This window comes from Achromobacter sp. NPDC008082, assembly GCF_042957345.1.
Taxonomy (GTDB): Bacteria; Pseudomonadota; Gammaproteobacteria; order Burkholderiales; family Burkholderiaceae_B; genus Achromobacter; species Achromobacter kerstersii_A.
In genome coordinates, this window is sequence record NZ_JBIBIB010000001.1 from 490736 (window position 1) to 516947 (window position 26212).

Sequence of the window (26212 nt, forward strand, 5' to 3'; positions counted from 1 at the left end):
GTTCAGGCTTCATACGTGGCTTATGGAAGATTTCTGGAGGCGCTGCGGCCCGAGCGCCGGTGTGGGGATACCGGTATGGCGGTACCGGGAGGGCATCCCCGCGGGGGGCATCCCACCGTGGGCGTACCAGCGCGGGCCTCCCCGCGTGGGCATCCCGGCACGGGCATCCCAGCGTGGGGCGCCCGCGTCGGTGCTCAGAACCGCGTGCTGCGCGTTACCGACCACCGGGCCGACAAGGCGCCCAAGGCGGCAGAGGCCACCACGGCGAAGATCAGCACGGATGCGCCCGGCAGGTGCAGCGCGAATTCCGCGCCGTAGCTGCGGGCAAGCCCGAGCAGCGCGTCGTTCAGCGGTGACAGCGCAATGGCCGACACGCCAATCGCCAGCAATGACGCCACGGCGCCCGACAGCGCGCCCAAATACAAGAACGGCCGGCGTACGAAGGATTCGGTGGCGCCCACCAAACGGGCGACGCCGATCTCCTCACGCTGCGACAGCGCTTGCATGCGCACGGTGTTGAACACCGTCGCCAGCACCACGACGGCCACGCACGCGGCCAGGAATCCCAGGCCGATGCGCGCAAAACGCAGAATGGCTTCCAGGCGTTGGACCCAGGCGCTGTCCAGTTGCACCAGGTCCACGTGATTCCATTGTTTCCAGGCAGCGGCCAGCTTGTCGGCGCGCCCGGCCAGGTTGTCGCCATCGGCCAGCGTCACGACCACGGCGTCTGGCAGCGGGTTGCCGGGCAACACGGCCAGCGCCTGCTGCCATGCCGGGTTGGCGCGCAGATCGGCCAGCGCGGCGTCGCGGCCCACCACGCGCACGGCGCGCACGTCTTCCTGATATTCGTCTTTGATGCGTTTGGCCACGTCTGCCGCCGCGCCCGAGGGGGCGTCCACGCGCATGAACACAGTGACTTCCGGGGTGACGGACATCTGGCGCGCCACCGGCTGCACTGAAACCAGGATGGCGCTGCCCAGCAAGGGCAGGGCCAGCGCCAGCGCCATCACGAGCAGGTTGGCCAGGGACGAGAACGGTTGTTTGGCCAGCCGGCGCAGGGTGACCATCAACGCATAGCGGTGTTGCCGAAGCCAGGCGTTCATGACGGCTCTCCCGGGTGGCCCAGGCCGGGCTCAGTACGGCTGGCGCCGGCGCGCGGCGCGGCGGCATGGCCATGGCCGGGGTGGGCTTGGACTTGGGCTTGGGCTTGCGTTTGCCCGGCGTCCGGCGGCGCGTACGTGCCGTGGGAATCCGAGAATTTGCCCGGGTCGATGCGCAAGGTGCGAGTGGCGTAGCGCGCCATGAGGTCCTGGTCGTGCGAGGCGATCAGCGTCGTCACGCCCACGCGGTTGAAGTCGCGGAACACGTTCATGATGCGTTGCGCGTTGTCGTGGTCAAGGTTGGCGGTGGGTTCATCCGCAATCAGGATGGCGGGCCGGTTCACAATGGCCCGCGCAATCGCCAGCCGTTGCTGCTCGCCGCCCGACAGTTCGATGGGATTCAAATCTTCCTTGCCCGACAGCCCCACCTTGTCCAGCGCGGCGCGTGCGCGCGCGGCGGCGGAATCCCAGGGGTGTCCCTGGACCGCCAACGGCAGCATCACGTTTTCGAACGCGCTTCGATCGAACAACAGATGGGTGTCTTGCAAGATGACGCCCACGGCGCGGCGCAAGTACGGCCGGGCCCGTGCGGGCAGCTTGTCCAGCCGCTGGCCGTTGACCTGGATGGAGCCGCGGCTGGCGGGCTCCAGCCCGCCGATCAGCTTGAGCAGGGTGGACTTACCGGCGCCGGACGGCCCCGAGACGAAAACGAATTCTCCCGCGCTGACGCGGAAGTTGATGTCGGCCAGAATATTTCGGCCGCGACCATATGATTTGAATACGTGCTGGAATTCGATCATGGCGGCTGTCAGATGAAGCCGCAATAGTAACTCGGGGACAGTAAGGAGACCTAAGCCGATTCGTGCCTTCCCTGTGAAAAAGCATTACGGCGTGACCGGGTGGACACCTTTTGATTAGAACGAAATGAACGCGTCTCGGACGGGTTCGAAATAGGTGAAAACGCGTCCCCGTTTTCGTACGAAAACGACGTTTGATTTCGCCAGTGTCCCTATATTTCAAGGGAATTCCCGGATGCGCCGCGTGCTTCGTGGACGCTACCATCCGCCCCATGCGTCGGCCCAACCCGGCCCGCGCAAGGCTCGCTTTATCCCACACGGAGATCACGATGAAAGTACTGAAACTCGCTGCTATTGGCGCGGCATTGTTCGCTGTTTCGGCAGCCGCCAATGCGGGCGCGACCTTCGATAACGTCAAGAAAAAAGGGTTTGTCCAGTGCGGCGTGTCGACGGGCATTCCGGGTTTCTCCATCGCCGACAGCAAGGGCGAGTACAAGGGCATTGACGTGGACATGTGCCGCGCCATCGCGTCGACCATGTTCGGCGATGCCTCCAAGGTGAAGTTCACGCCGCTGAACACGCAGCAACGCTTCACCGCGCTGCAATCCGGTGAAGTCGACGTGCTGACCCGCAACACCACCGTGACGCTGACCCGCGACACGACGCTGGGCCTGATCGGCGTCGGCGTGAACTACTACGACTCGCAAGGCGTCATGGTCTCCAAGGACCTGAACGTCAAGAGCGCAAAGGAACTGAACGGTGCCACGATCTGCGTGCAGCCGGGCACCACCACCGAGCTGAACCTGGCTGACTGGTTCCGCGGCCAGAAGATCGAATTCAAGCCGGTCGTGATCGACAAGTACGACGAAATCATCCGCGCCTTCTCGGCCGGCCGCTGCGACGCCTTCACGACCGACAAGTCGCAACTGGCTTCCACCCGCACCACGCTCGAGAATCCGGACAAGTACGTCATCCTGCCGGAAGACTTCTCGAAGGAACCGCTGGGCCCCATGGTTCGCCAGGGCGACGAGCAATGGTTCAACATCGTCCGCTGGTCGCTGAACGCGATGCTGGAAGCCGAGGAATACGGCATCACCAAGGCGAACGTCGATGAAATGACCAAGAGCCCCAACCCCAACATCCAGCGCATCCTGGGCGTGACCCCGGGCATGGGCAAGAACCTGGGCGTGGACGACAAGTGGGCCTACAACATCATCAAGAACGTGGGCAACTACGGTGAAAGCTTCGAAGCCACGCTGGGCAAGAACAGCGCGATGAAGCTGGAACGTGGCTTGAACGCGTCGTACAAGCAAGGCGGTTTGATGTACGGCTGGCCGGTGCGCTAACACACGGCTGCCTGGCAAAACGGAGCCCTAGCGCTCCGTTTTGCCTAGCCCGCCACCGAGCGGGCGGCAGGAGTGGGGGGCGTGGCCTTGCCGGCGTTGCCACCCGGTGTACGACTTCTGTAGATTCATCATGACGACTTCCAATAAAAACGCCCCGATTTCGGCACCTCGCCGGCGGCTGAACTGGAATGACCCCGGGGTGCGCTCCGTGGTTTACCAGGTGCTTGCGCTGGCGGCGGTGGCCTGGGCCGTGTGGTTCCTGGTTTCCAACACGCTACACAACCTGTCCGTGCGCAACATCGCCACGGGTTTCGGGTTTCTGAACCGTGAAGCCGGGTTCGCGATCGGCGAAACGCCCATCGCCTACACCCCCGCAAATGATTACGGCCGCGCCATCCTGGTCGGTCTGCTCAACACGCTACGCGTCGCCGTCATCGGCATCGTGCTGGCCACCATCCTCGGCACCCTGATCGGTATCGGCCGCCTGTCCAAGAACTGGCTGGTTGCGAAGATCACCTCGGTGTATGTCGAGGTCATGCGCAACGTGCCGCTCTTGCTGCAATTGTTCTTCTGGTACGCGCTGATCACGGAAAACATGCCGGGTCCGCGTCAGGCGCACAATCCGCTGCCCGGTGTGTTCATCTCCAACCGCGGCCTGAAAGTGCCGGGGCTGGAAGGCAATTCGCTGGACTGGATGCTGGCGGGCCTGGGTTTGGCCATTGTCGCCATCATCTTCCTGGGCCACTACGGCAAGAAGCGCCACGAAGCGACTGGCCATATGTTCCCGTTGGGCCGTTGGGCTATTGCCCTGCTGATCGGGCTGCCGTTCATCGGTTGGCTGGTCAGCGGCGCGTCGCTGACGCTCGACATGCCGGAACTCAAGGGCTTTAACTTCTCGGGCGGTTTGACCTTGTCGCCGGAATTCGCCGCACTGCTGGCGGGCCTGGTGATCTACACCTCGGCGTTCATCGCTGAAGTGGTGCGCTCGGGTATCCAGGCGGTGAGCAACGGCCAGTGGGAAGCCGCCGGTTCGCTTGGCTTGCCGCGCGCGAAGGTGCTGCGCCTGGTGATTCTGCCGCAGGCGCTGCGCGTGATCATCCCGCCGATGACCAGCCAGTACCTGAACCTGACGAAGAACAGCTCGCTGGCTGTGGCCATCGGTTACCCCGACATCGTGTCGGTGGTGAACACCACACTGAACCAGACGGGCCAGGCCATCGAGGGCATTCTCATCATCATGGGCGCGTACCTGACGGTCAGCCTGTCGATCTCGATATTCATGAACTGGTACAACAAGCGCATCGCGCTGGTGGAGCGTTGAGATGAGCAGCACTACGCATACTCCCACCGAAGCCATGCCGCCGCCCAGCACGCACGTGGGCGCGTGGGCCTGGCTCAAGACGCGCCTGTTCTCGTCGCCGCTGAACATCCTCATCACGGTACTGCTTGCGTGGTTCCTGTTGATGGCGGTGCCGGCGCTGCTGGAATGGGCTTTCTTCAAAGCGGACTTCAACGCCGCCAACGCGCAGGAATGCCGTGCCTCGGGAGGCGCCTGCTGGGCGTTCATCATCGAGAAGCACCGGCTGATCCTGTTCGGCACGTATCCGTTCGACGAGCAATGGCGTCCGCTGATCGCCACCATCATTCTGGTGGGCGTGATCATCTGCAGCGGCATCCGTTATTTCTGGAACTGGAAGCTGGCCGCTATCTGGACCGTGGGCCTGACGGCCGTGGCGTTGCTCATGTGGGGCGGCGTGTTCGGCCTGACCTACGTGGAAAACGCGCGCTGGGGCGGCTTGCCGCTGACGCTCATCCTGTCCACGTTCGGCATCGCCTTTGCGTTCCCGATTGGCGTGCTGCTGGCCTTGGGCCGGCGTTCGAAGATGCCCGCCATCAAGGCGCTGTGCGTCGTGTACATCGAGCTGATTCGCGGCGTCCCGCTGATCAGCCTGCTGTTCATGTCGTCGGTGATGCTGCCGCTGTTTCTGCCGGAGGGCTTCTCCATCGACAAGCTCTTGCGCGCGCAGATCGCCATCATCATGTTCGCCGCGGCCTACATCGCGGAAACGGTGCGCGGCGGCTTGCAAGCCATTCCGAAGGGCCAGTACGAAGGCGCCGATTCGCTCGGCCTGAACTACTGGCAGCAGATGCGCAAGATCATCCTGCCGCAAGCGCTGAAGATCGTGATCCCGCCGCTGGTCAGCATCTTTATTGCGCTGTTCAAGGACACGTCGCTGGTGGTGATCATCGGTATTTTCGACCTGACACTGGCAGCCAAGGCGGCCTTGTCCGACGCGGCATGGCGCGGGTTCGGCGTAGAGGCGTACCTGTTCATTTCGCTGATCTACTTCGTGTTCTGCTTTTCCATGTCCAAGTACAGTCAGGCGCTTGAAAAACGTCTTGCGACTGATCACAAACGCTAGCCCCTGGCGCGCGTCCGCCTTCGGGCGGGCGCGCACAGCGATATTTACGGGAGTACAGGCATGTCGGATGCCATTATTCGTATGCAGGACGTGAACAAGTGGTACGGCCAGTTCCACGTGTTGCGCAACATCAATCTGGACGTGGCGCAGGGCGAGCGCATCGTGGTGTGCGGCCCTTCGGGGTCGGGCAAGTCGACGATGATCCGCTGCATCAACCGTCTTGAAGAGCACCAGAAAGGCCACATCATTGTGGACGGCACGGAGCTCACCAATGACTTGAAGCACATCGAGACGATCCGCAAGGACGTGGGCATGGTGTTTCAGCACTTCAATCTGTTCCCGCATCTGACGGTGCTGGAAAACCTGACGCTGGGCCCCATGTGGGTGCTGAAGAAGCCGCGCGCGGAAGCCGAGGCGACGGCCATGAAGTATCTGGAGCGTGTGCGCATTCCGGAACAGGCGAAGAAATTCCCCGGCCAGTTGTCGGGCGGCCAGCAGCAGCGCGTGGCAATTGCGCGGTCGCTGTGCATGAACCCCAAGATCATGCTGTTCGATGAGCCCACCTCGGCCCTTGACCCGGAAATGGTCAAGGAAGTGCTGGATGTGATGGTGTCGCTGGCCCAGGAAAGCGGCATGACGATGATCTGCGTGACCCACGAAATGGGCTTCGCACGCAAGGTCGCCAACCGCGTGATCTTCATGGACCGCGGCGAAATCATCGAACAGAACAACCCGGACGAGTTCTTCGATAATCCGCAGAACGAACGCACGAAGCTGTTCTTGAGCCAGATCTTGCATTGATCGGCTGAAGACCGCCTGTTCGGCAAGCACCCCAAAGGTTGGATTTCAGTCCGGCTTTTGGGGTGTTTTTCATGGGCGCAGGTTTGAATCTCCCATTTCAGCGACACTCGGTAGCCTGACCAGAGACCACCGCCACGCCAAGGCCGGGGACGCAAATGAATCGGAATGCCGATATGACGAAATGCCGTGAATTCGATGCCGCGAATTACTTAAAGGACGCTGAAACTGTTCACCATTACCTCGCTGACGCGGCGGCGGAAGATGAGGCTGATGCGCTTCTCGAAGCGTGGGAAGATGTGGCTCGGGCGCACGGCACGCCAGTATCCCTTTGTTACGTCATCCTTCTCCCTGCGGTATGCTACTGACCGCCATCGATCTGGAGTGAGGAGAACAACATCATGACGCACACCCCCCGTAACGCGGTTCGCCGCGCATTGTTGCAAGGCGCCGTGGCGCTTGCCGTGACCCTGCCTTTCGGCGCGCCCGCGCTGGCTCAGGCCACTGATTTTCCGACGAAGCCGATCCGCTTCGTTGTGCCTTACCCGCCTGGCGGCCCGCTGGACACCATGGCCCGCATGCTGGCCGAGAAGGTGCGCGGTTCGCTGGGCCAGCCCGTGATCGTTGAAAACCGGTCGGGTGCAGGCGGCAACATTGGCGCTGACCTGGTGGCCAAGGCGCCGGCTGACGGCTACACGCTGGTGATGGGCGCGGTGGCCACGCATGCCATCAACCCCTGGCTGTTCGCGAACCTGCCGTACGACCCGGTGAAGGATTTTGCGCCGGTGACGATTGTGGCGTCGGTGCCGAACGTGCTGGTGATGAACGTTGAGTTCGCTGACAAGAACAACATCAAGACCCTGGCGGATCTGATCGAGTACGCGAAGAAGAATCCGGGCAAGCTGAACTACGGTTCGGGCGGCAACGGCAGCGCGGGCCATCTGTCGGGTGAGCTGCTGAAGGCGCGTGCTGGCATCAATGTTGAACACATTCCCTACCAAGGCGCGGCGCCTGCGCAGTTGGCGTTGCTGTCGGGTCAGTCGGATTTCATGTTCGACAATCTGGCGGCGTCGGCGCCGTTGATCAAGGACGGCAAGGTGAAGGCTTTGGCCGTGACGACGGCGAAGCGTTCGTCGTTGCTGGCGGACGTGCCGACGGTTGAAGAGTCGGGTGTGAAGGGCTTTGATCTGGGTACGTGGTTTGGCGTGTTCACGACGGGCGGCACGCCGGCGCCGGTGGTGGCGAAGCTGAACAAGGCGTATGCGGATGCGATGCAACAGCCGGACGTGAAGCAACGCCTGCTGACCATGGGGTCGGAGTCGGGGCCGATGACGGCAGAGGCGTTTGCTGAATTCGTGAAGGGCGAGAAGGCGAAGTACCAGGAGATCGTTAAGATTTCTGGGGCTAGTTTGAATTGATGGTGTTTTGTTGAAGTGATGGGGTTTTGTTGACGCCCGTCGCGCCGGCGGCCTGCGGTGCGCGGGGCAACGATTGCGGTCCGGAGCCTTCGCTCCGGACTTCCCCTGCCTCATCCTCGTTGGCGCCTGCGGCGCCTGCCTTCGGATTCCGTCGGGCTTATCGACGCCCCGCGCACCGCAGACCGCCAGCGCGACGGACTCCAGCAGCGGCAATCTCACGGTCGCTGGGGCGGGCTGCTTGCTTAGGGTTCTGCTCGTTGGCGGAGTGGGGAAGGAAGATCTTTCGGGGCCCGCCCCATGCCGGCCGCGCGGGCGGCCTCTTGGGGCTTACGCGATGTGCTGCGTCGGCGTGGCTCACTTCGTGCTCATAACACGCGCTATAAATCGGCGGCATCGCGCAGCCGTACGCCGGAGAAGTTGGCCGCTCTCAATGCTTCAAACATCGCGCGGCCGCAGATGGGAGGCGCTCCCATGCGATCCTGGCGGAAGATATGGGCATCTCCTACAACATTCTGTTTGAACACCAAGCTGGCTCCGCCGACGAGGCTATATCGTTTCTCGTCCTTGCCGGTCTGATAATTGTGGTCGAGCTTGATCCTCACGCGAGAAGAGGCTTCATCCAGGGCGTCGAGTGTGCGCAGCACATTGCCTAGGTAGTACTGAGGGGCGGGGCTGCCGTCAGCAAGGCGGAAGTCGCAGGCCACAAATGCAAACGCCTCGGCGTCCAACTGCTCAAACAGTTGCTTCAACGGCTCCGACACAATCCAGATGCCAGCGAGCTCTTCCAGATCGCGTGGCATTCCGCCCTTCTCCGGTACATGAACCAGCTGGGGACGCTCCGGATACTGATCCGGCATTCCATTAGGGCGCATGAGGACATTCATCCCCGGATCAATCAGCTTCTCTTCGTTGGCGATTTCGATGCCGGGGACCCTGCCGTTTTCCAAGAAGCTGGCGTCGATCAGGAAAAATTCGCCCTGATGAGATGCGGCTTTGGCTGAAACTTCAATGGCGTTCGGTTCGGTCACGGTGGCTTCCATCAGGGATGCGGGGGCAGAACGGGGATGCAGTTGAGCCGATGCTAGCGGGGCTTGAGCGCAGCCACAAGTTCCGTCGAAGCCTTCGCTTTGCTTTCCGCGCTTGCCCCCCTGCGCTACATCTTGCATTCCGCCGCGTGCACGTCGGTGTGGTCGCGGGCCAGCACTTTCAGGTTTTTATACACGAGCTTGCCGTCGGGGCCGGCTTCGATGTGCAGCAGATACCAGTCCTGAATCGGATGGTTGTTGGGGCCGAATCTGAATTTGCCGCGCACGCTGGCGAAGTCGGCTTTGCGCAGGGCGGCGCGGAAGTCGTCGGGGCGGCCGGTGATGTCGCCGTTGACGGCCTTCAGGGCCGAGGCGATCAGGTTGGCGGTGTCGTAGGCCTGGGCGGCGTAGGCGGTGGGCGGGCGCTTGTAGGCTTGCGTGAAGGCGTCGACGAAGTGTTTGTTTTGCGCGTTGTCCAGGTCGGCGCTCCACAGTGAACTCAGGTAGAAGCCTTTGCTTGCCGTGCCGGTTGCGGCAAGCATGCGGTCGTCCATGGAATAGATCGGGGTGATCATTTTGATCTTGTCCGACAGGCCGGAATTGGCGAATTGCTTGGTCAGGTTGATGCCCGCGCCGCCCGGATGAAACTGGAAGATGGCGTCGGGGTTCAGCGAGCGGATGCGCGCCAATTCCACCGAGAAATCCGATTGATCAAGCTTGGTGTAGATCTCTTCGGCAATTTCGCCTTTGTACGCGCGCTTGAAGCCGGCGACGGCGTCGCGGCCGGCCTGGTAATTGGGCGCCATGACGACGACGCGTTTGACGCCAAGCTCGTTGGCGGCGATGCCGGCGGTGTCGGCGTAGGAGTCGTTCTGGAAGGCGACGGCGAAGTAGTTCGGGTTGCAGGCTTTACCGGCGTAGTTCGACGGGCCGGCGTTCAGGCTGACGTAGAAGCCGCCTGCGTTCAGCACCGTGGGGCCAACGGCCGCCATGACGTTCGAGAAGTTGACGCCGGTGAACAGCCGCACGCCATCCTGCACCATCTTGTCGGCCGTCTGCTTGGCGTTGGCGGGCTTGAGCGCGTCGTCTTCCACGCGCACGTTGACGGGCACGCCACCCAGCTTTCCGCCGCCTTCCTTCACGGCCAGCATGAACGCATCGCGCTCGTCTTCGCCGATGTAGCCGGCGGGCGTGGAGAGCGTGCCGATGAAGCCGATGTCCACCGGTTTGCTTTGCGCGCCGGCTACAGATGCCGCCAGCGCCAGCGCGATGGCGGCGGCGCTGCGTAAGGTGATGCCTGTCATGGTTGTCTCCTCTTTTGCGCGTTGTTTGATGCGCTTTGTTTGGTGCGCGAGTTATGGTGCCGCGAGGCAGTGTTCCACCTTCCAGCCGTACAGCCACTGCAACGCGTCGTAAAACTGGGACTGGCTGCGGCCGGTCCACAGCATGTTGCGCACGGTGCGTTCAACGCCTCGTGCGTGATAAAGCCTGCCCATTTCGCGCGTGGACCACACCACGCGCGCACTGCGCGGAATGCGCACCGATTCATACAAGCGGAACGCGGCTTGCAGATCGTGATCGCATTGCCGCACGGCTTCGCCCAGCGTGACGGCGTCTTCCAGCGCCATGCAGGCGCCTTGGGCCATGTATTGCGTCATCGGATGCGCGGCGTCGCCCAGCAGGGTGACGCGGCCTTCGCCCCAGTGGTCGACGGGTTCGCGGTCGGCGGTGGCCCAGCGTTTCCATGAGGTCGGGCGGTCCAGCATTTGATGCGGGCGCGGGTGTATGCCTTCGAAGTACGACAGCACCTCTTCCTTGCTGCCTTCGCGCACGCCCCATTCTTCTTGTTCGCGGCTGTGGAAGGTGACGACCAGGTTGTATTGCTGGCCGCCGCGCAAGGGGTAGTGCACCAGATGGCAGTGCGGGCCGGCCCACAGCACGGGCGCGTTGATGCGCAGTTCGTCGGGCATGTTGTCGCGTTCGACGACGGCGCGATAGACCACATGGCCGGTGACGCGCGCGGGGTCGCCCACGGTGCGTTCGCGGATCACCGATTTGACGCCGTCCGCGCCCACCACCGCGTCCGCGCGATAGCGGTTGCCATCGGTGTCCACCACTTCCACGCCGTGCGCGTCCTGCGACATGCTGGCGATCTGGGTCGACGTGCGAAAGCGGATCAGCGGATTCTGCTGCACGGCCTCCAGAATGGACAAGTGGATATCGGCGCGGTGAATCACCGCATATGGCCCGCCAAAGCGCGTGCGGAACGCGTCGCCCGTGTCGATGCGCACGACCTCTTTGGCGTCCACCGCGTCCATCATGATGATGTGGTCGGTGAAGACGGCACGCGTGCGCGCCGTTTGGCCCACGCCCAGCGCGTCCAATGCCGCAAACGCGTTGGGGCCCAGTTGAATGCCGGCGCCGATTTCGCCGATGTGCGCCGCTTGTTCCAGCAGTTGCACCGCGATGCCTTGTCTGGTCAGCGCCAGCGCGGCGGCCAGCCCGCCGATGCCGCCGCCCACCACGATGACGGATCGCGCCGCCTGCGTTGCCGTTGTTGCCGTTGTTGATGCGTTCATGTTTGCTTCCTGCATGCCATCAGCCTTGTTCGCCCAGAAAGGCGCCCTGTGCTGTCAGCTGCGCCTGCAAGGCGGAAATGGAAATGTCGGCAGGGGCGATGCCTGCGCGCAGCGCCATCGCCGCCGCCGTGCCGGCTGCTTCGCCCATGACGAAACAGCTGCCGCTGACGCGCGCGGCCGATTGGCCTTCGTGCGTCATGGATGCGCAGCGGCCCGCCACCAGCACGTTGCTGGCGACGCCCGGCCCGCGCTTGGGCACCATCATGCGAAAGGGAAGCTGGTTGTAGCCGCGCGATTCGGGAATGGGCGGCCACATCCATTGCACGTCGCCCGCCGTGTGCATTTCCAGCGGCCAGCCGTTCACGCCGATGCTGTCGTCGAAGTTGGCGCAGCCCAGCACGTCTTCCTTGGTCAGCACCGCTTCGCCCACGATGCGCCGCGTTTCGCGGATGCCCAGTTGCGGCGCGATGTCCAGCACATAGGCATTTTCAAAGCCCGGCACCTTGGCGCGCAAGAAGCTCAAGTACTGCACGATCTGGCGGCGGCCTTCGAGTTCGCCCGCGGACAGCGAACCCGCATCGGTGCCGTCCGCCGCGCTGCCATCGGCATTGGCCAGCTGCGTGACGTTGACGCGCCATTCGTAGTCGTGCTTTTGCGGACGCACGATGGCGCCCCGGCGCGGAAACGTGAACTCGCCGCTGGCGGCGGCCTCGTCCATCAGCAGCGGAATGGTCTTCCAGGCATCGCGGGCGCGCGCGCCGTCCACGTTGCCCACCTTGAACATCAGCGTGGGGTAAAGCATGTGGCCGTGCTCGTCGCCCTTTTCAAACGGCAGGCCGCCCCATTGCGCGATGTCGGCGTCACCCGAACAATCGATGAAGACCTTTGCGCGCACGGCGCAGCGGCCGGATTTCGTTTCCAGGAACAGGGCGTCGACGCGGCCTTCGGCGTCGCGCGTGAGGCCGGTCGCCAAGGCGTGGAACAGGACGTGCGCGCCGCTGTCTTGCACCAGGCCGTCGGCGGCGCATTTGAATGCCGAGATGTCGTAGGCCTGCGCGTGGATCTTGCCCAGGATCAGGTGCGGATCATTCAGCCCGTCCAGGGCGCGCATGCGGTCCAGCAGATCGTTGGTCATGCCGTGCACCACTTGCTGGATGCTGCCGTGGATGTTGGCGTGCAGCCCGCAGAAGTTGGACACGCCCGCGGCGGTGCCCATGCCGCCCAGGAAGCCGTAGCGCTCCGCGAGCAGCACGCGCGCGCCGTTGCGGGCGGCGCTGGTGGCGGCCAGGATGCCGGCGGGGCCGCCGCCCAGCACCACGACGTCATATTCCCCGTACAGCGGGACTTGGCGGGCGGGTTCGGTAATGACCATCAGATTCTCCTTGCGTGTGATGCGTGTCACTGGCCCTTGATGCCCAGCTTCTTGATCAGGGGCGCCCAGCGCGTGAGTTCGTCATCCATATAGGTGCGGAATTCGGCCGGCGTGCTGGCCACCGGGTCCATGAACTGCGCTTGCAGACGCTTGGCGACGTCCGGGTCGCGGATCGCCTGGATCAGCGCATCGGACAGCTTCTTTTGAATATCGGCCGGCACCTTTGACGACACCACGAAACCGATCCAGGCCGAGCCTTCGATACCCGGCACGCCCACTTCGGCCAAGGTCGGAATATCGGGCAGCAGCGCCGAGCGCTTGGATGACGTGACGGCCAGCGCCTTCAAGCGGCCGTCTTTCACCATGGGCATGACGGCAATCGGGGGCAGCGCCGCGAATTGCGTGTCGCCGGAAAGCAGCGACGTCAGCGCGGCGGGCGACGACGGATACGGCACATGCGTTGCGCGCGCGCCAATCTGTTGCAGCAGCAGCTCCACCGCCAGATGCGACACGGTGCCTGCGCCCGGCGACGGGAAGTTGTACTTGTCCGGGTTCTTTTTCAGCGCCTCCAGCAGCTGGCCCACGTTGTCGATGCCGGCCGAGGCGGGCACCACGAGCACGTTGGGCTGGTGTACGGCCAGCGTCAGCGGCGACAGATCGGTGGCGGGCGCATAGGGCAGCTTGTCGAACAGCAGCGTGTTGTTCACCAGCGGGCCGGTGATGGATACGCCGAATGTGTAGCCGTCGGGCTTGGCGTTGGCGATGGCGAAGGTGCCGATGTTGCCGCTTGCGCCCGGTTTGTTTTCGATGACGATGGTCTGGCCCAGGATGGCGCCGGCCTTCTCGCCAACGATGCGCGCGACCTGGTCGGGGCTGGACCCGGGGCCGAAAGGCACGATGGCTTTGAGCGGCTGCGCGGGCCAGGTGTCGGCGGCCTGCGATGCCGTCCAGGGCGTCAGCGCAGCCAGTCCCAGCAGCATGGCGGCAGCCGCCCGCTTGGCAGGCGGCAGGGCAAAGCACGGCGGGGAAAAGTGCGCCGGCGGCAAGAACTTAAGCATGCGTGTCTCCCACGTCTTTCATGGTGTCGAAATAGGTTTGCTCGTTGGCGATGAAGGCGGCGACCATCGCGCGGTAGGTGGCGTCCACCACCTGTTCCAGGTTCGCAAAGCCCGCGTTGTGGCGCGTGGCCAGCGCGCGGGCCTTGTCGAACACCTGGGCCTGGCGCGCGGGGGCGCTCACCTGAAACGCGTCGCGCTTGAAGCGCGCGGCGTCCTTCACATACATGGCGCGTTCGGCAATCAGGCGCACGATCTCGTCGTCCAGGCGGTCGATGTTGGCGCGTACGTCGGCCAGGTTCGCGCATAAGGGGCGATACGCAGGGTCGGTGTATTCGCGCAGCGGCGCGCCGTGGGTATCGGGCTCTTGCGGGGGAGTCGGCGTCGTCATGAGGTGTAGTCGGGTTGTTGCGCGGGCGCGGCCTGCTGGAACGCGGGCTGCGCATTGCAGTGTTCGAAGATGCGCAGGATGCGCGGGTAAGCGGACAGGTCGCAACCCATGCGCTGCGCGTTGGCCACTTGCGGCACCAGGCAGCAATCGGCCAGCGTGGGCGCGTCGCCAAAGCAGTACGCGCCGTGTCCGTGGCGGGCGAGCAGTGCTTCCACGGCCGTCAGCCCTTCCTTGATCCAGTGGTGATACCAGGCTGTCTTTTGCTCATCGCTTGCGCCCAGCACGTCTTGCAGATAGCGCAGGATGCGCATGTTGTTGACGGGGTGGATGTCGCAGGAGATGGCGTCCGACAGTTCCAGCACACGCGCGCGCGCCAGCGTGTCTGCGGGGATCAGGCGCGGTTCGGGGTGCGTTGCGTCCAGGTAGTCGATGATGGCAAGCGACTGCGACAGCTGCATGCCCTTATCGATCAGCAGCGGTACGCCCGCTGACGGATTCTTCGCCACATAATCGGCCGCACGCTGTTCCTGCTTGCGCAGGTTCACCGGCAGATAGTCGTAAGACAAACCCTTGAGCGCCAGCGCGATGCGCACGCGATACGACGTCGAGCTGTTGAAGAAGCTATGAAGTTGCATGGAGGCTTCCTGTAAGAGTCAAACCATCTGCACGTTGAGCGTGCCCAGGCCGTCGACGCCGCCTGTCATCTTGTCGCCGCGCACCACGGGGCCGACGCCTTCGGGCGTGCCGGTGTAGATCAGGTCGCCCGCTTCCAGACGGAAGTATTTGGACAGGTAGGCGATGGTTTCGGCGACGGACCAGATCAGCTTGCCGATGTCGCTGCGCTGCTTGTCGGCGCCGTTGACTTGCAGCCAGATGGCGGCCTGGTGGATGTTGGGGACGGCGCTGGCAGGGTGCAGCGGGCCGATGGGCGCGCTTTGGTCGAAGGCTTTGCCCAGCTCCCACGGGCGGCCCGCTTCGCGCATCTTCATCTGCAAGTCGCGCCGCGTCATGTCCAGGCCGACGGCGTAGCCCCACACGTGTTGCAACGCGTCGCCAACCGCGATGTTGGCGCCGCCTTTGCCGATGGCCGCCACCAGTTCAATCTCGTAATGCAGGTTGGCGGTCTCGGGCGGGTAGGGCAGTTCCAGCGTGTGGCCGTTGGCCACGGGCACGACGGCGTCGGCGGGCTTGCAGAAAAAGAACGGCGGTTCGCGGTCAGGGTCAAAGCCCATTTCGCGCGCATGCGCGGCGTAGTTGCGGCCCACGCAGTACACGCGGCGCACAGGGAAGGCGTCCTGGCTGCCGGCAATGGGCACGGCGGCAGGGGCGGGGGGAGCAAACACAAAAGACATGGATCACCCTTGGAGGGAAACGGCAGGAATCAATGCGGAAAGCGCAGAGGAAAGCGCAAAGGCAAGCGCAAAGGCAAGCGAACGCGGCGGTGTGGATCAGCCGACGCGTTCTTCGCGCCACACGCCCAGCGCGTCTTGCACGGGGCGGTCGGAATAGCTGAACAAGGTGACGTCATCCAGCGCGGCCAATTGCACGGGCAGCCACGACGGCGCCACGAAGACGTCGCGCGGGCCGAAGTGGAATTCCTGGTCGCCGATGCGGGCGGTGCCGCGGCCTTCCACCACGCTATAGACCGTGGAGTCGGTGCTGCGGTAGGTCTTGCCTTGAAAGCCCGCGGGCAGCAGCTGCATGAAGGTCGCCATCGTGGGCATGGGATAGCCGCCCGTGGCCGGATTCAGATAGCGCAGCTTCACGCCGTCCCAGGGGTCGAGTTCGCCGTGGCGGTACAGCGCGTCCAGGGCTTCGCGGCTGCGTTCGTAGGGGTAGTTGAAGATGGGCGACGTGCCGCTGCTTGTCTGATGCCGCACCGGCGCCATGTTGTTGCCGTAGCGCGCCATGCTGTCGCCTTCGGGGCGGGTGACGGGTTGGGTCGCGTGCGGATAGTTTTCGGCGAAGCCGGCATCCAGGAAGCGCAACAGCGGGATGTCCAGCCCATCCAGCCAGACGACGGGCTCGCCGCCTTCGGTGGTGTCGGCATTGCCGTGGTCGTGCCACGTCCATGACGGCGTGATGATGAAGTCGCCCGGATGCATGGTGGTGCGTTCGCCGTTGACGGCGGTGTACGCGCCGCGGCCTTCCACGATGAAGCGCAACGCCGACTGCGTGTGGCGGTGGCTGGGCGCGATTTCGCCCGGCAGGATCAGTTGCAATCCCGCATACAGGCTTTGCGTGATGCTGGCTTGTCCGGGCAGGCCGGGGTTCTCCAGGATCAGCACGCGGCGCACGGCTTCTTCGGCGGTGATGAGCGAACCCGAGGCCATGACGTCGTCGCGCACGTCGTCGTACTTCCAGAGGGCGGGAACGCAGCGCGGAGCGGGCTGGCGGGGAACCAGGTTGTGCAGGGACTCCCAGAGGGGAGCCATGTTTTTCTTGGCGATGCGGGCGTAGTAGGCGGCGCGGTCGGCGCTACTGTCGGGCATGGTTGTCTCCTGTATGTCCGGCTGATGCCGGCTTCTACGGGTGGCCGCCGCGTGGTTCGCGGCTGGTCTCGATATGGAGACGATTATGCGCAGGGCAGCTATGTGTTTTGAAATGAAATTATCTTATTATCCATACGAATAACGATATACATACGAGACACCCCCCCCAAGACGAGGGCCTGCATGGACTGGACCCACCGCCTGCGGCTGCGCAATCTGAAGATGCTGTTGAGTCTGGCGCAGACCCGCAACATCAGCCATTCCGCCGCAATGCTCAACACAACGCAGCCCGGCTTGTCGAAGTGGCTGAAAGACCTGGAAGACGACATCGGGCTGCCGCTCTTCGAACGCCACGCGCGCGGGCTGCGGCCCACGCCGCATGGCGATGTGTTGATTGCGCATGCGCAGCGCATGGAAGCGCAGCTGGACCGCGCTAGCGCCGACATGGCCGCGCTGCGCGAAGGCGGCGGCGGGCGCGTGGTGATTGGCGCGTCTGGCGCGTCGGCGTCCGACACGGTGCCGCTGGCGGTGATGAAGCTGCTGGAACGCATGCCGCAAGCGCGCGTGAAGCTGGTGGAAGGCACAACAGACCGCTTGCTGGCGCAGTTGGCCCAAGGCGATCTCGACATCGTGGTGGGCCGTTCGGCGCCCGAGCATCACGACCCTGCCATCCGCTTTGAAGCGCTGTATCTGGAACCGATTCATCTGGTGGCGCGGCCGCGTCATCCGCTGTTTTCCATTGAGCAGCCGAGTTGGCAGGATCTGCTGTCGTACCGATGGATTCTGTGGCCCAAAGGCACGCCGATCCGCAATGCGGTGGACGCGGCGCTGGCGGCGGCGGGGCAGTCGCCGCCGGTGGATCACGTGGAGTCGAATTCAGTGACGATCAACCTTACGCTGATCAACAACAGCGACATGATCGGCGTGGCGTCGCATCGCGCGGCGTTGCGGTTTTCGCAGATGCGGGCGATGCAGATCATTCCGGTGCGGCTGTCAGGGTTCGGGTCCGTGGCGATGTACTGGCGTGAGGACGCGTTCAGGCCGATGGCGGTGCAAGAGGCCATGGCGGCGTTGCGAAATACCGTGGCGGAACATGCGCCGGGTGTGACGAGGTTGTGATGCCATCGTCCCGCTCCGGCCTGAATGCGTTGATCGCGCAGTGCCGCAGGGTGGAGGCTGCGCTGGCGGAAGGCAAGCGCCCGGCCGAGTCCGCGGCCATGCATCGGTTCGTGGCGGAAATGGATGCGCGCGATACGCCGCCGGGGATGTGGTCGCCGCTGGCGCTGTCGGTGCTGGTGATGACGGGCGGGCTGGGGGTGGGAATTGAAGTGCTGAGCCTGCTGCTGCGGGTGGCCGGGTCGGCATGGGCGGCGTTTGCGCTGGTGGCGGTGTGCGCGGGGACGGCGCTGGCGTTGTCAATTGGCGTGGTGATGCTGATGGCGGGGCGGTCAGCGGGGTTGGTGGTGGTGAAGCGGCTGGCGATGGGATTGGTGACGGCGGGCGCGTTGGGGGTGATCGCGTGGACGCAAGGAGATGTGCGGGCGGTGGGGCCGGTGGTGGCGTTGCTGGGAGGGCTGGGGGCTTGGCTGGTGGCGAATAGTTCGGGGTTTTATGTGTTTGTGGGGTATCGGGTGGCTCGGCGGTGGTTGGAGGGGGGGAGGTAGCGGTTGTGTTTGCGGTTGCGGTAGCGTTTTTGTTTGCTATTGACGCCCGTTGCGTCGGCGGCCTGCGGGGCGACTTGTTTTCTTAGGGTGCTCGCCACTAGGTTTTTGGTGGCGGAAGATCTTGCGGGGCCCGCTCCATGCCGGCCGCGCGGGCGGCCTTGTGGAGCTTACGCGTGGGGGTGCGTCAGGCTTGGGTTCGCTTCGCGTGTGGGTTAGGTGTCAGACTGCATTTTTTTTGGAGTCAGACTGCAATTTCAAAAATGCAGTCTGACTCCAACACACATACTATCAACACAGCAGTCCTACTTGGCGGCTACCGTTTCTGGCGGGACGGGGTTTTCCCAGCCGCCGCCGATGGCGCGGATCAGTTCTACGGCTGATCTTGCTTGTTCGCCGCTCAACTGCACGGCCACGCGTTGTTGCAAGAGGACGCTGCGGTCGGCTTCGATGACGTCAAGGTAGCTGATCGACCCTTCGCGATATTGCGTGTGGGACAGCTTGGCGGCGCGCGCCGAGGCGTCGACGGCGGCGTCTTGGGCCTTGGTCTGGTCGGCCAGGATGCGCAGGTTGGCCAGGTTGTCTTCGACTTCGCGGAACGCGTTCAGGACGGTTTGGCGGTAGACGGCGACGTCTTCCTCGTAGACGGCGCGGGCGCGGTCCAGGCCGGCTTGGCGGCGGCCGCCGTCGAAGATGGGCATCGACAGCGCGGCGCCGACCAGGGGGCCGAGCAGGAACGTGCGGCTGGACCACTGGAACAGGTTGCCCAGGTCAGATGACTCGTAGCCGAAGGCGCCGGTGATGTCCAGGCGCGGGAAGAACGCGGACTTGGCGGCGCCGACGCGGGCGTTGGCGGCGGCCATGGCGCGTTCGGCGGCGGCGATGTCGGGGCGGCGTTCCAGCAAGGTGGACGGCAGGCCGGCGGGGATCGACAAGGCGACCTTCTGGATGGGCTGCGGCGGCATCGTGAAGTCGGACGGGGCGCGGCCCAGCAGCACGGCCAGCGCATGTTCCGACGCGGCGCGGCGGCGGTCGATGCCCAGGGCTTCCGATTGTGCGGATGCGAGTTCAGCCTTGGCGCGCGCCAGGTCCAGTTCGCTGATGTCGCCCGCGTCGTAGCGGCGCTGGATCAGTTGCAAGGTGTCGGTGCGCAGCTTGACCGTCTGGCGGTAGAGCTGCGATTCGGCGTCTTGTTCGCGAACCAGGAAGTACGTGGTGGCCACGTCGGCCTGCAAGGCGAGCAGCACCGAACGGTACAGCGCTTCGCTTTGCTGGGCGTCGGCGGTGGCGGCGTCTGCCGTGGAGGCCACGCGGCCGAACAGGTCGGCTTCATACGACACCGCGCCTTGCGCGCGCCACGTCGTGACCGGCGTGGTGGAGGTACCGTCGGGCAGGCCTTGCGATACGGCCGACGGGCGTTGGCGGTTGGGGCCGAAGGCGGCGTCCAGCGTGGGGAAGAAGCCGGCGCGGGCCTCGCGTTGCAGCGCGCGGGATTGCGCCAGGCGGGCGGCGGCGGCTTGCAGGTTCTGGTTGGCCTGTTGCGCTTCGTCTTCCAGCTGGTTCAGGCCGTCGTCGCCGAACACTTTCCACCAGGCGCCGCGCAGCGCGTCTTCCGACGGCTCGGCGGGCTTCCAGGTGCCGGCTTCAGCGGCGGGCAGCGCGGCTTCCTTGAATGCCGCGGGCGCGGCGGCAGACGGCTTCTCGTAGGTGGGGCCCACCGCGCAGCCGGCCAGCACGAGCAGGACGGCAAGCAGGGCGGAACCGCGGGTCAGTCTTTGGATCATGATGAATTCTCTTTGGCGCGCGCCCCGCCGGGTGGGGCAGGACGCGCTGGCTTCTTTTTTTGTCTGCCGGCTTTATGCGTGGGGCTGCGGCGCGTTCGTGTCGATGTGCGGCGCGCACTCCGGCGCTTCATGCGGGGCCGCCGAGTGCAGCGGCTTGCCGCCCAGCGAACGCAGCAGCACGTAGAACACCGGCGTCAGGAACAGGCCGAACAAGGTCACGCCCAGCATCCCGAAGAACACGGCCACCCCCATCGCATGGCGCATTTCCGAACCGGCGCCGGACGACAGCACCAGCGGCACGACGCCCATGATGAACGCGATGGACGTCATCAAGATCGGACGCAGACGCAGGCGGCTGGCTTCGATGGCGGCTTCCAACGGCGTGCGGCCGCTCATTTCAAGTTCGCGGGCGAATTCCACGATCAGAATTGCGTTCTTCGCCGACAAGCCCACCAGCACCATCAAGCCGATTTGCGTGAAGATGTTGTTGTCGTTGCCGGTCAGGTACACGCCCGTCAACGCGGCCAGGATGCTCATCGGCACGATCAGGATCACGGCCAGCGGCAAGGTCAGGCTTTCGTACAACGCGGCCAGCACCAGGAACACCAGCAGCACGCTGATCGGGAACACCCACAAGCCGGCATTGCCCGCCAGAATTTGCTGATACGTCAGGTCAGTCCATTCGAACTTCACGCCACGCGGCAGCGTTTCGGCTGCGACGCGTTCGGCTGCGGCTTGCGCCTGGTCAGACGAATAGCCGGGCGCCGGGCCGCCGTTGATGTCGGCGGCGGTGTAGCCGTTGTAGCGCACCACCATTTCGGGGCCGAACGTTTGCTTCACCGTCACCAGCGACGACAACGGCACCATGTCGCCCGCGGCGTTGCGGGTCTTCAGTTGCAGGATGTCGTCGGCGTGGGCGCGGAACGGCGCATCGGCTTGCGCACGCACCTGGAACACGCGGCCAAAGCGGTTGAAGTCATTCACGTACATCGAGCCCAGATAGATCTGCATGGTGTCGAACACTTCCGTCACCGGCACACCCAGCTGCTTGGCCTTCACGCGGTCCAGGTCCACATCCAGCTGCGGCACGTTGATTTCGTAGCTGGAGAACGCGGGGCCGAGCTCAGGCGTTTGGCGCGCCTTTTCCAGGAAGGCCTGCTTGGCCTTGTCCAGTTCGGCATAGCCCAGCGCGGCGCGGTCTTCCAGTTGCAGCTTGAAGCCGCCGAGCGTGCCCAGGCCCATCACGGGCGGGGGCGGGAACACGGCGATGAACGAGTCCTGGATGGCCGCAAACTTCTGGTTCAGCGATGCGGCGATGGCGTTGCCCGAAAGCTCGGCGCCCTTGCGTTCATCAAAGGGCTTGAGCGTGACGAACACGATGCCGGCGCTGGAGCTGTTGGTGAAGCCGTTGATCGACAGGCCGGGGAAGGCGATGGCGGATTGCACGCCGGGTTCCTTCAGGGCGATGTCGCTCATGCGGCGGATCACGGCTTCCGTGCGGTCCAGCGACGCGCCGTTGGGCAACTGCGTGAAGCCGATCAGGTACTGCTTGTCTTGCGCGGGCACAAAGCCGCCAGGCACCAGGTACGACACGCCGATGGTGGCGGCGACCAGCACCGCGTACACGCCCATCGCACCGGCCTTGCGGCGGATCACGCTGGACACGCCCGTGCCGTAGGACTCGGACGCGCGGCCAAACATGTTGTTGAACCAGTTGAAGAAGCGGCCGAAGACGCGGTTCATGCCACGGGTCAGCCAGTCTTGCTTGTCGTGATGGCTTTTCAGCAGCAGGGCCGACAGCGCGGGCGACAGGGTCAGCGAGTTAAAGGCCGAGATCACCGTCGAGATGGCGATGGTCATGGCGAACTGCTTGTAGAACTGGCCGGTCAGGCCCGTCATGAACGCCAGCGGCACGAACACGGCGCACAGCGTCAGCGCAATAGCGATGATGGGGCCGCTCACTTCGCGCATGGCGCGGTAGGTGGCGTCGCGTGGACTTAAACCTGCCGCGATGTTGCGTTCGACGTTTTCCACCACCACGATGGCGTCGTCCACCACAATCCCGATGGCAAGCACCATCCCGAACAGCGACAAGGCGTTGATGGAATAACCGAACACCAGCAGCAGCGCGAACGTACCCACGATGGAGACCGGTACGGCCAAGAGCGGGATGATCGACGCGCGCCACGTTTGCAGGAACAGAATCACCACCAGCACGACCAGCGCAATGGCTTCCAGCAGCGTGTGCACCACTGCTTCAATACTGGAACGCACGAACTGCGTGGGGTCGTATTCGATGCGGTATTCCACGCCCGGCGGGAAGTCTTGCGCCAGCTCGGCCATGGCGGCGCGCACCTTGGACGACACGTCCAACGCGTTGGCGCCCGGCGATTGCATGATGCCCATGCCGACCGCCTGCTTGTTGTCCAACAGCGAACGCAGGCCGTATTCCTGGGCATCCAATTCCACGCGCGCCACGTCGGACAAGTGCGTCACGGCGCCGTCGGGCGAGGTCTTCAAGATGATGTCGCGGAATTCCTCTTCGCTTTGCAGACGGCCGCGTGCGTTCACGTTCAGCTGCAACGGCACATCGCCTTGCGTGGGCGACGCGCCGATCACACCGGCGGCCACTTGCACGTTTTGTTCGCGAATGGCGGCGACGACTTCCGACGCGGTCATGCCGCGCTGCGCGACCTTTTGCGGGTCAAGCCAGACGCGCATCGAGTAGTTGCCCGATCCCCACACCGTCACTTCGCCCACGCCCGTGATGCGGGCCAGGCGATCCTTGACGTTCAGGATCGCGTAGTTGCGCAGGTAGGTGATGTCGTAGCGGTCGTTCGGCGAGATCAGGTGCACGACCAGCGTCAGCGTGGGCGAGCTTTTCGCCGTGGTCACGCCCAGGCGCTGCACGTCCGGCGGCAGGCGCGGCAGCGCTTGCGACACGCGGTTCTGCACCAGCTGCTGCGCCTTGTCCGGGTCCACGCCCAGCTTGAAGTTGACGGTCAGCGTCAGGTTGCCGTCGCTGTTGGCCTGCGACTGCATGTACAGCATGTCTTCGACGCCGTTGATGGATTCTTCCAGCGGCGACGCGACGGTCTCGGCGATGACCTTGGGGTTGGCGCCCGGATACTGCGCGCGCACCACCACCGACGGCGGCACGACTTCCGGGTATTCGGAAATGGGCAGCTGGAACATGGCCAGCAGGCCCGCCAGCAGCACCAGGATGGACAGCACGCCGGCAAAAATCGGCCGGTCGATGAAGAACTTTGAGATATTCATGGACGTTCTCTGTAGACGCGCGGGCCTTACTTCAGTTGGGCCGCGGCGGTCTGAACCGGGGCGCTCTTGGCGGCGACCATCGGCACGACGGTGGGGGTCACGGCGTCGCCGGGGCGGATGCGTTGCAGGCCGTTGACGACGATGCGTTCACCGGCGGCCAGGCCGGAATCCACGACACGCAGGCCTTCCTGGTTGGCGCCCAGCTTCACTTGGCGATAGACGGCGTGGTTCTTGTCGTCCAGCACCAGCACGTAGCGCTTGTCCTGGTCGGTGCCGATGGCTTTTTCATCGATCAGCACGGCCGAACGCGGGTCGCTGCCGCCCAGGCGGACGCGGGCGTACAGGCCGGGCAAGAGCGAGCCGTCGGCGTTGTCGAACTCGGCGCGCACGCGGATCGTGCCCGAGGTGGCGTCCAGGCGGTTGTCCACCGACTGCACGAAGCCCGTGCGCGAATAGCCGTCTTCGTTCGCCAGGCCCAGCTCAACCGGCACCGAGCCCGCCTTGCCATTGCGGGCGGGGTTCACATAGCGCAGGAAGGTTTGTTCGTCCACGTCGAACGATGCGTACATCTTCGACACCGACACCAGCGTGGTCAGCGGCACCGAACCGGCGCCGGCCGCGACCACGTTGCCCACGGTGACTTCAGCGCGCGAGACGCGGCCGGCCACCGGGGCTTCGATGCGGGTGTAGCCCAGGTTCAGCTTGGCGTAGTCCAGCGCGGCTTGCGCGCCTTGCAGGTTGGCGGCGGCTTCGCGCGCGGCGTTCTGCTTTTCTTCGAAGTCGCGGCGGGCGATGGCGTTGTCCGTCAGCAGGCGCTGGCCGCGGGCCAGGTCGGTGGCGGTGTAGGACGCGCGGGCCTTGGCGGCCGTCAGCGCGGCGGCGGCGCGATCGACTTCGGCCGCGTACGGGCGCGGGTCGATGGTGAAGAGCACGTCGCCCTTCTTGACGATGGAGCCGTCCTGGAAGTGCACTTGCGTCAGCGTGCCAGAGACCAGCGGGCGGATGTCGACGCGGTCAATCGCTTCCAGGCGGCCGGAATAGCGCTGCCAATCCACGATGGTCTTGCTGACGACTTCGGCCACTTCGACGGGCGTGGCCGTCGGGGCGCCCTGGGCCATGGCGACATTGCCGCCGGCCGGGCCGCGGGTGAGGGCGTAGCCGCCTCCGGCCGCGAGCACGGCGGCAAAGACGACGAACATAGCAATACGATTACGCGAAACCATGATGTTTCCTTGAGGGGTATAGGAGCGAAAGCGCGCTTGTTTGGGCCTGGGGCGGAGGCGGCTGCGGCGGTCCGTGGCATGGCAGTCCTTAGCGTCCGTTTGCATATGCTTATGCTGCGGTGCAACATTCAGCGGAGTTGCGGGTCCTGGTCAAAGCGCTTTGGCGGAGCGGCTCTGCGGGGACGGAAGCTGAGGATTGACATGCCCTGTGGGGTCGCCGGGAGGCAAGGGCACTTCAAGATGGTTTGCATTCTGAGTGTTTTGTGGGGCCGGATAAACCTGTCTATTCCGGCAACACTGTTCGGCGGGAATGACTAATCTGCGCCGAAATCGGGTTATGCTCCGTTCACCCCGACTTTTTTGCCCAAAGGACACCGCCGCCATGGACCGCTTTCAGGCTATGCAGGTGTTTGTGCGCGTCGTGGACGCCAATAGCTTCACCCGGGCGGCCGACAGCCTTTCGCTTCCGCGCACCACCGTCACCACCATCATTCAGAACCTCGAACGCCTGCTGGGCGTGCGTCTGCTTAATCGCACCACGCGCCGTATCGGCCTGACGCCGGACGGCGCGGGCTATTACCAGCACTGCGTGCGCATTCTTGCCGACGTCGAGGAAACCGAGGCCTGCTTCCAGGAAGCAGCCCTGCGCTTGAAGGGCCGGCTGCGCATCGACGTGCCGACCTGTATCGGGCGCCTGATCCTGATTCCCTCATTGTGTGATTTCCACGACAAATACCCGGACGTCGAGCTGGTGCTGGGCTTGGGCGACCGCCCTGTGGATATGGTGCAAGAGGCGGTTGACTGCGTGATCCGCGCGGGCGACCTGGAAGATTCCAGCCTGGTCGCGCGCCGTATCGGCACGCTGCAAACCGTGACCTGCGCGTCGCCGACGTATGTGGCGCGTTACGGCATGCCGCAAACCATCGAGTCGTTGCGCGACCACCACGCCGTGCATTACTTCATGAGCCGCACGGGCCGCAATTGCGCCTGGGACTTCAAGGTGGATGGCAAGCACCAGGAAGTGGACATGAAGGGTACGGTTGCCGTGAACGAAGCCGGCGCGTATCTGGATTGCGGGCTGAAGGGCTTTGGCCTGATCCAGGTGGCGCGCTATATGGCGTTGCCGCATCTGCAATCGGGCGAGCTGATCGAAATCCTGCCTCAATGGAAGCCCAGCTCCACCGCGATTTCGGTGCTGTATCCGCAAAGCCGGCAGCTGTCGCCCAAGGTGCGTGCGTTTACGGATTGGGTGGCGGAATTGTTCGCCGGGTGCCCGCTGCTGAGCGGCCGCGACGAAACCGATCCGGCGGCGGCCAGCTGCGGCGTGTACCAGCGCCAGCTGGGCATGCCCAGCGCAATGACGATGGCGCAACCGCAACCCGAACCCGCCCTGATCCAGACCGCGCCCCAGCGCCGCCGCAGCCCGCGCGAAGAGGCGGCGGAGTACGCGCTGTAAGCGCTGCGCGTGG

At 64.4% G+C, this 26212-nt stretch carries 23 protein-coding genes; 9 read left to right on the forward strand and 14 right to left on the reverse strand.

The genetic code is table 11. The features are described 5' to 3' along the window. Positions 1 to 194 precede the first annotated feature (194 nt). Together ACFZAI_RS02290 and ACFZAI_RS02295 are read right to left on the reverse strand one after the other, a co-directional pair. Positions 195 to 1103 (reverse strand): cell division protein FtsX, encoded by a 909-nt coding sequence (locus tag ACFZAI_RS02290; protein ID WP_391565391.1) that lies wholly within the window; start codon positions 1101 to 1103, stop codon positions 195 to 197. Beyond that, positions 1100 to 1900 (reverse strand): cell division ATP-binding protein FtsE, encoded by an 801-nt coding sequence (locus tag ACFZAI_RS02295; RefSeq protein ID WP_391565392.1) that lies wholly within the window; start codon positions 1898 to 1900, stop codon positions 1100 to 1102. The genes ACFZAI_RS02290 and ACFZAI_RS02295 overlap by 4 nt, the downstream gene beginning before the upstream one ends. 326 nt (positions 1901 to 2226) lie before the next feature. On the opposite strand from ACFZAI_RS02295, the gene ACFZAI_RS02300 reads away from it, so the two are divergent. The 6 genes from ACFZAI_RS02300 (at position 2227) to ACFZAI_RS02325 (ending at position 7882) form a co-directional block, all read left to right on the forward strand. Then, a complete protein-coding gene (locus ACFZAI_RS02300; RefSeq protein WP_391565393.1) occupies positions 2227 to 3243 on the forward strand; it encodes an amino acid ABC transporter substrate-binding protein in 1017 nt (338 codons plus the stop codon). A 130-nt stretch (positions 3244 to 3373) separates the two neighbouring features. Beyond that, complete coding sequence (locus ACFZAI_RS02305; protein WP_391565394.1) at positions 3374 to 4564, forward strand: amino acid ABC transporter permease; 1191 nt, start codon at positions 3374 to 3376, stop codon at positions 4562 to 4564. Position 4565: 1 nt separating this feature from the next. Then, positions 4566 to 5666 carry an amino acid ABC transporter permease gene (locus ACFZAI_RS02310; protein WP_391565395.1) on the forward strand — a complete coding sequence of 367 codons (1101 nt, stop codon included), beginning with the start codon at positions 4566 to 4568 and terminating at the stop codon, positions 5664 to 5666. A 60-nt stretch (positions 5667 to 5726) separates the two neighbouring features. Next, positions 5727 to 6467, forward strand: a complete 741-nt coding sequence (locus ACFZAI_RS02315; RefSeq protein ID WP_046803291.1) for an amino acid ABC transporter ATP-binding protein — start codon at positions 5727 to 5729, stop codon at positions 6465 to 6467. A 173-nt stretch (positions 6468 to 6640) separates the two neighbouring features. Continuing rightward, positions 6641 to 6832 carry a hypothetical protein gene (locus tag ACFZAI_RS02320; RefSeq protein WP_391566246.1) on the forward strand — a complete coding sequence of 64 codons (192 nt, stop codon included), beginning with the start codon at positions 6641 to 6643 and terminating at the stop codon, positions 6830 to 6832. Positions 6833 to 6865: 33 nt separating this feature from the next. Continuing rightward, on the forward strand, positions 6866 to 7882 hold the full coding sequence (locus ACFZAI_RS02325; RefSeq protein WP_391565396.1) for a Bug family tripartite tricarboxylate transporter substrate binding protein: 1017 nt from the start codon (positions 6866 to 6868) through the stop codon (positions 7880 to 7882). A 377-nt stretch (positions 7883 to 8259) separates the two neighbouring features. Here ACFZAI_RS02325 and ACFZAI_RS02330 read toward each other — a convergent pair whose 3' ends face one another. The 9 genes from ACFZAI_RS02330 to gtdA form a co-directional block, all read right to left on the reverse strand. Beyond that, positions 8260 to 8925, reverse strand: a complete 666-nt coding sequence (locus ACFZAI_RS02330) for an imm11 family protein (RefSeq protein ID WP_391566247.1) — start codon at positions 8923 to 8925, stop codon at positions 8260 to 8262. A gap of 110 nt (positions 8926 to 9035) precedes the next feature. Continuing rightward, positions 9036 to 10211 carry an ABC transporter substrate-binding protein gene (locus ACFZAI_RS02335; RefSeq protein ID WP_391565397.1) on the reverse strand — a complete coding sequence of 392 codons (1176 nt, stop codon included), beginning with the start codon at positions 10209 to 10211 and terminating at the stop codon, positions 9036 to 9038. A 51-nt stretch (positions 10212 to 10262) separates the two neighbouring features. Then, positions 10263 to 11486, reverse strand: coding sequence for a 3-hydroxybenzoate 6-monooxygenase (locus tag ACFZAI_RS02340; RefSeq protein WP_391565398.1), 1224 nt, complete (start codon positions 11484 to 11486; stop codon positions 10263 to 10265). Between the two features lie 19 nt (positions 11487 to 11505). After that, on the reverse strand, positions 11506 to 12858 hold the full coding sequence (locus ACFZAI_RS02345) for an FAD-dependent oxidoreductase (RefSeq protein ID WP_391565399.1): 1353 nt from the start codon (positions 12856 to 12858) through the stop codon (positions 11506 to 11508). A gap of 26 nt (positions 12859 to 12884) precedes the next feature. Continuing rightward, positions 12885 to 13838, reverse strand: a complete 954-nt coding sequence (locus ACFZAI_RS02350) for a Bug family tripartite tricarboxylate transporter substrate binding protein (RefSeq protein WP_391566248.1) — start codon at positions 13836 to 13838, stop codon at positions 12885 to 12887. A 70-nt stretch (positions 13839 to 13908) separates the two neighbouring features. Continuing rightward, a complete protein-coding gene (locus tag ACFZAI_RS02355; protein ID WP_391565400.1) occupies positions 13909 to 14304 on the reverse strand; it encodes a chorismate mutase in 396 nt (131 codons plus the stop codon). Beyond that, positions 14301 to 14939, reverse strand: coding sequence for a maleylacetoacetate isomerase (gene maiA / locus ACFZAI_RS02360; RefSeq protein WP_391565401.1), 639 nt, complete (start codon positions 14937 to 14939; stop codon positions 14301 to 14303). The genes ACFZAI_RS02355 and maiA overlap by 4 nt, the downstream gene beginning before the upstream one ends. Before the next feature lie 18 nt (positions 14940 to 14957). Then, positions 14958 to 15656 carry a fumarylacetoacetate hydrolase family protein gene (locus ACFZAI_RS02365; RefSeq protein WP_391565402.1) on the reverse strand — a complete coding sequence of 233 codons (699 nt, stop codon included), beginning with the start codon at positions 15654 to 15656 and terminating at the stop codon, positions 14958 to 14960. Between the two features lie 96 nt (positions 15657 to 15752). Next, positions 15753 to 16796 (reverse strand): gentisate 1,2-dioxygenase, encoded by a 1044-nt coding sequence (gene gtdA, locus ACFZAI_RS02370; protein ID WP_391565403.1) that lies wholly within the window; start codon positions 16794 to 16796, stop codon positions 15753 to 15755. A gap of 183 nt (positions 16797 to 16979) precedes the next feature. On the opposite strand from gtdA, the gene ACFZAI_RS02375 reads away from it, so the two are divergent. Both ACFZAI_RS02375 and ACFZAI_RS02380 read left to right on the forward strand, forming a co-directional pair. Beyond that, the gene (locus tag ACFZAI_RS02375) at positions 16980 to 17915 is read left to right on the forward strand and encodes a LysR substrate-binding domain-containing protein (RefSeq protein ID WP_054427075.1); all 936 of its coding nucleotides are present in this window, start codon (positions 16980 to 16982) and stop codon (positions 17913 to 17915) included. After that, positions 17915 to 18460: a hypothetical protein gene (locus ACFZAI_RS02380; RefSeq protein WP_391565404.1), complete on the forward strand. Its 546-nt coding sequence runs from the start codon at positions 17915 to 17917 to the stop codon at positions 18458 to 18460. Before ACFZAI_RS02375 ends, ACFZAI_RS02380 begins: the two co-directional genes overlap by 1 nt. Before the next feature lie 302 nt (positions 18461 to 18762). Here the strand turns inward: ACFZAI_RS02380 and ACFZAI_RS02385 are convergent, their stop codons facing one another. The 3 genes from ACFZAI_RS02385 to ACFZAI_RS02395 form a co-directional block, all read right to left on the reverse strand. Beyond that, positions 18763 to 20241, reverse strand: a complete 1479-nt coding sequence (locus ACFZAI_RS02385) for an efflux transporter outer membrane subunit (protein WP_391565405.1) — start codon at positions 20239 to 20241, stop codon at positions 18763 to 18765. Between the two features lie 72 nt (positions 20242 to 20313). Then, entirely contained in the window at positions 20314 to 23520 is a 3207-nt protein-coding gene (locus tag ACFZAI_RS02390; protein ID WP_391565406.1) for an efflux RND transporter permease subunit, read from the reverse strand. Between the two features lie 26 nt (positions 23521 to 23546). Continuing rightward, a complete protein-coding gene (locus ACFZAI_RS02395) occupies positions 23547 to 24743 on the reverse strand; it encodes an efflux RND transporter periplasmic adaptor subunit (RefSeq protein ID WP_391565407.1) in 1197 nt (398 codons plus the stop codon). 382 nt (positions 24744 to 25125) lie between these two features. Between ACFZAI_RS02395 and ACFZAI_RS02400 the strand changes: the two genes are divergently transcribed. Further along, complete coding sequence (locus ACFZAI_RS02400; RefSeq protein WP_391565408.1) at positions 25126 to 26199, forward strand: LysR family transcriptional regulator; 1074 nt, start codon at positions 25126 to 25128, stop codon at positions 26197 to 26199. The last annotated feature ends 13 nt before the right edge of the window (positions 26200 to 26212 follow it).

Coding starts and splice junctions, on each gene's coding strand:
- maiA (WP_391565401.1), bottom strand. CDS start 14,939: ATGCAACTTCATAGCTTCTTCAACAGCTCGACGTCGTATCGCGTGCGC.
- ACFZAI_RS02335 (WP_391565397.1), bottom strand. CDS start 10,211: ATGACAGGCATCACCTTACGCAGCGCCGCCGCCATCGCGCTGGCGCTG.
- ACFZAI_RS02295 (WP_391565392.1), bottom strand. CDS start 1,900: ATGATCGAATTCCAGCACGTATTCAAATCATATGGTCGCGGCCGAAAT.
- ACFZAI_RS02345 (WP_391565399.1), bottom strand. CDS start 12,858: ATGGTCATTACCGAACCCGCCCGCCAAGTCCCGCTGTACGGGGAATAT.
- ACFZAI_RS02380 (WP_391565404.1), top strand. CDS start 17,915: ATGCCATCGTCCCGCTCCGGCCTGAATGCGTTGATCGCGCAGTGCCGC.
- ACFZAI_RS02340 (WP_391565398.1), bottom strand. CDS start 11,486: ATGAACGCATCAACAACGGCAACAACGGCAACGCAGGCGGCGCGATCC.
- ACFZAI_RS02300 (WP_391565393.1), top strand. CDS start 2,227: ATGAAAGTACTGAAACTCGCTGCTATTGGCGCGGCATTGTTCGCTGTT.
- ACFZAI_RS02350 (WP_391566248.1), bottom strand. CDS start 13,838: ATGCTGCTGGGACTGGCTGCGCTGACGCCCTGGACGGCATCGCAGGCC.
- ACFZAI_RS02365 (WP_391565402.1), bottom strand. CDS start 15,656: ATGTCTTTTGTGTTTGCTCCCCCCGCCCCTGCCGCCGTGCCCATTGCC.
- ACFZAI_RS02375 (WP_054427075.1), top strand. CDS start 16,980: ATGGACTGGACCCACCGCCTGCGGCTGCGCAATCTGAAGATGCTGTTG.
- ACFZAI_RS02325 (WP_391565396.1), top strand. CDS start 6,866: ATGACGCACACCCCCCGTAACGCGGTTCGCCGCGCATTGTTGCAAGGC.
- ACFZAI_RS02395 (WP_391565407.1), bottom strand. CDS start 24,743: ATGGTTTCGCGTAATCGTATTGCTATGTTCGTCGTCTTTGCCGCCGTG.
- gtdA (WP_391565403.1), bottom strand. CDS start 16,796: ATGCCCGACAGTAGCGCCGACCGCGCCGCCTACTACGCCCGCATCGCC.
- ACFZAI_RS02310 (WP_391565395.1), top strand. CDS start 4,566: ATGAGCAGCACTACGCATACTCCCACCGAAGCCATGCCGCCGCCCAGC.
- ACFZAI_RS02355 (WP_391565400.1), bottom strand. CDS start 14,304: ATGACGACGCCGACTCCCCCGCAAGAGCCCGATACCCACGGCGCGCCG.
- ACFZAI_RS02315 (WP_046803291.1), top strand. CDS start 5,727: ATGTCGGATGCCATTATTCGTATGCAGGACGTGAACAAGTGGTACGGC.
- ACFZAI_RS02290 (WP_391565391.1), bottom strand. CDS start 1,103: ATGAACGCCTGGCTTCGGCAACACCGCTATGCGTTGATGGTCACCCTG.
- ACFZAI_RS02390 (WP_391565406.1), bottom strand. CDS start 23,520: ATGAATATCTCAAAGTTCTTCATCGACCGGCCGATTTTTGCCGGCGTG.
- ACFZAI_RS02305 (WP_391565394.1), top strand. CDS start 3,374: ATGACGACTTCCAATAAAAACGCCCCGATTTCGGCACCTCGCCGGCGG.
- ACFZAI_RS02385 (WP_391565405.1), bottom strand. CDS start 20,241: ATGATCCAAAGACTGACCCGCGGTTCCGCCCTGCTTGCCGTCCTGCTC.
- ACFZAI_RS02400 (WP_391565408.1), top strand. CDS start 25,126: ATGGACCGCTTTCAGGCTATGCAGGTGTTTGTGCGCGTCGTGGACGCC.
- ACFZAI_RS02320 (WP_391566246.1), top strand. CDS start 6,641: ATGACGAAATGCCGTGAATTCGATGCCGCGAATTACTTAAAGGACGCT.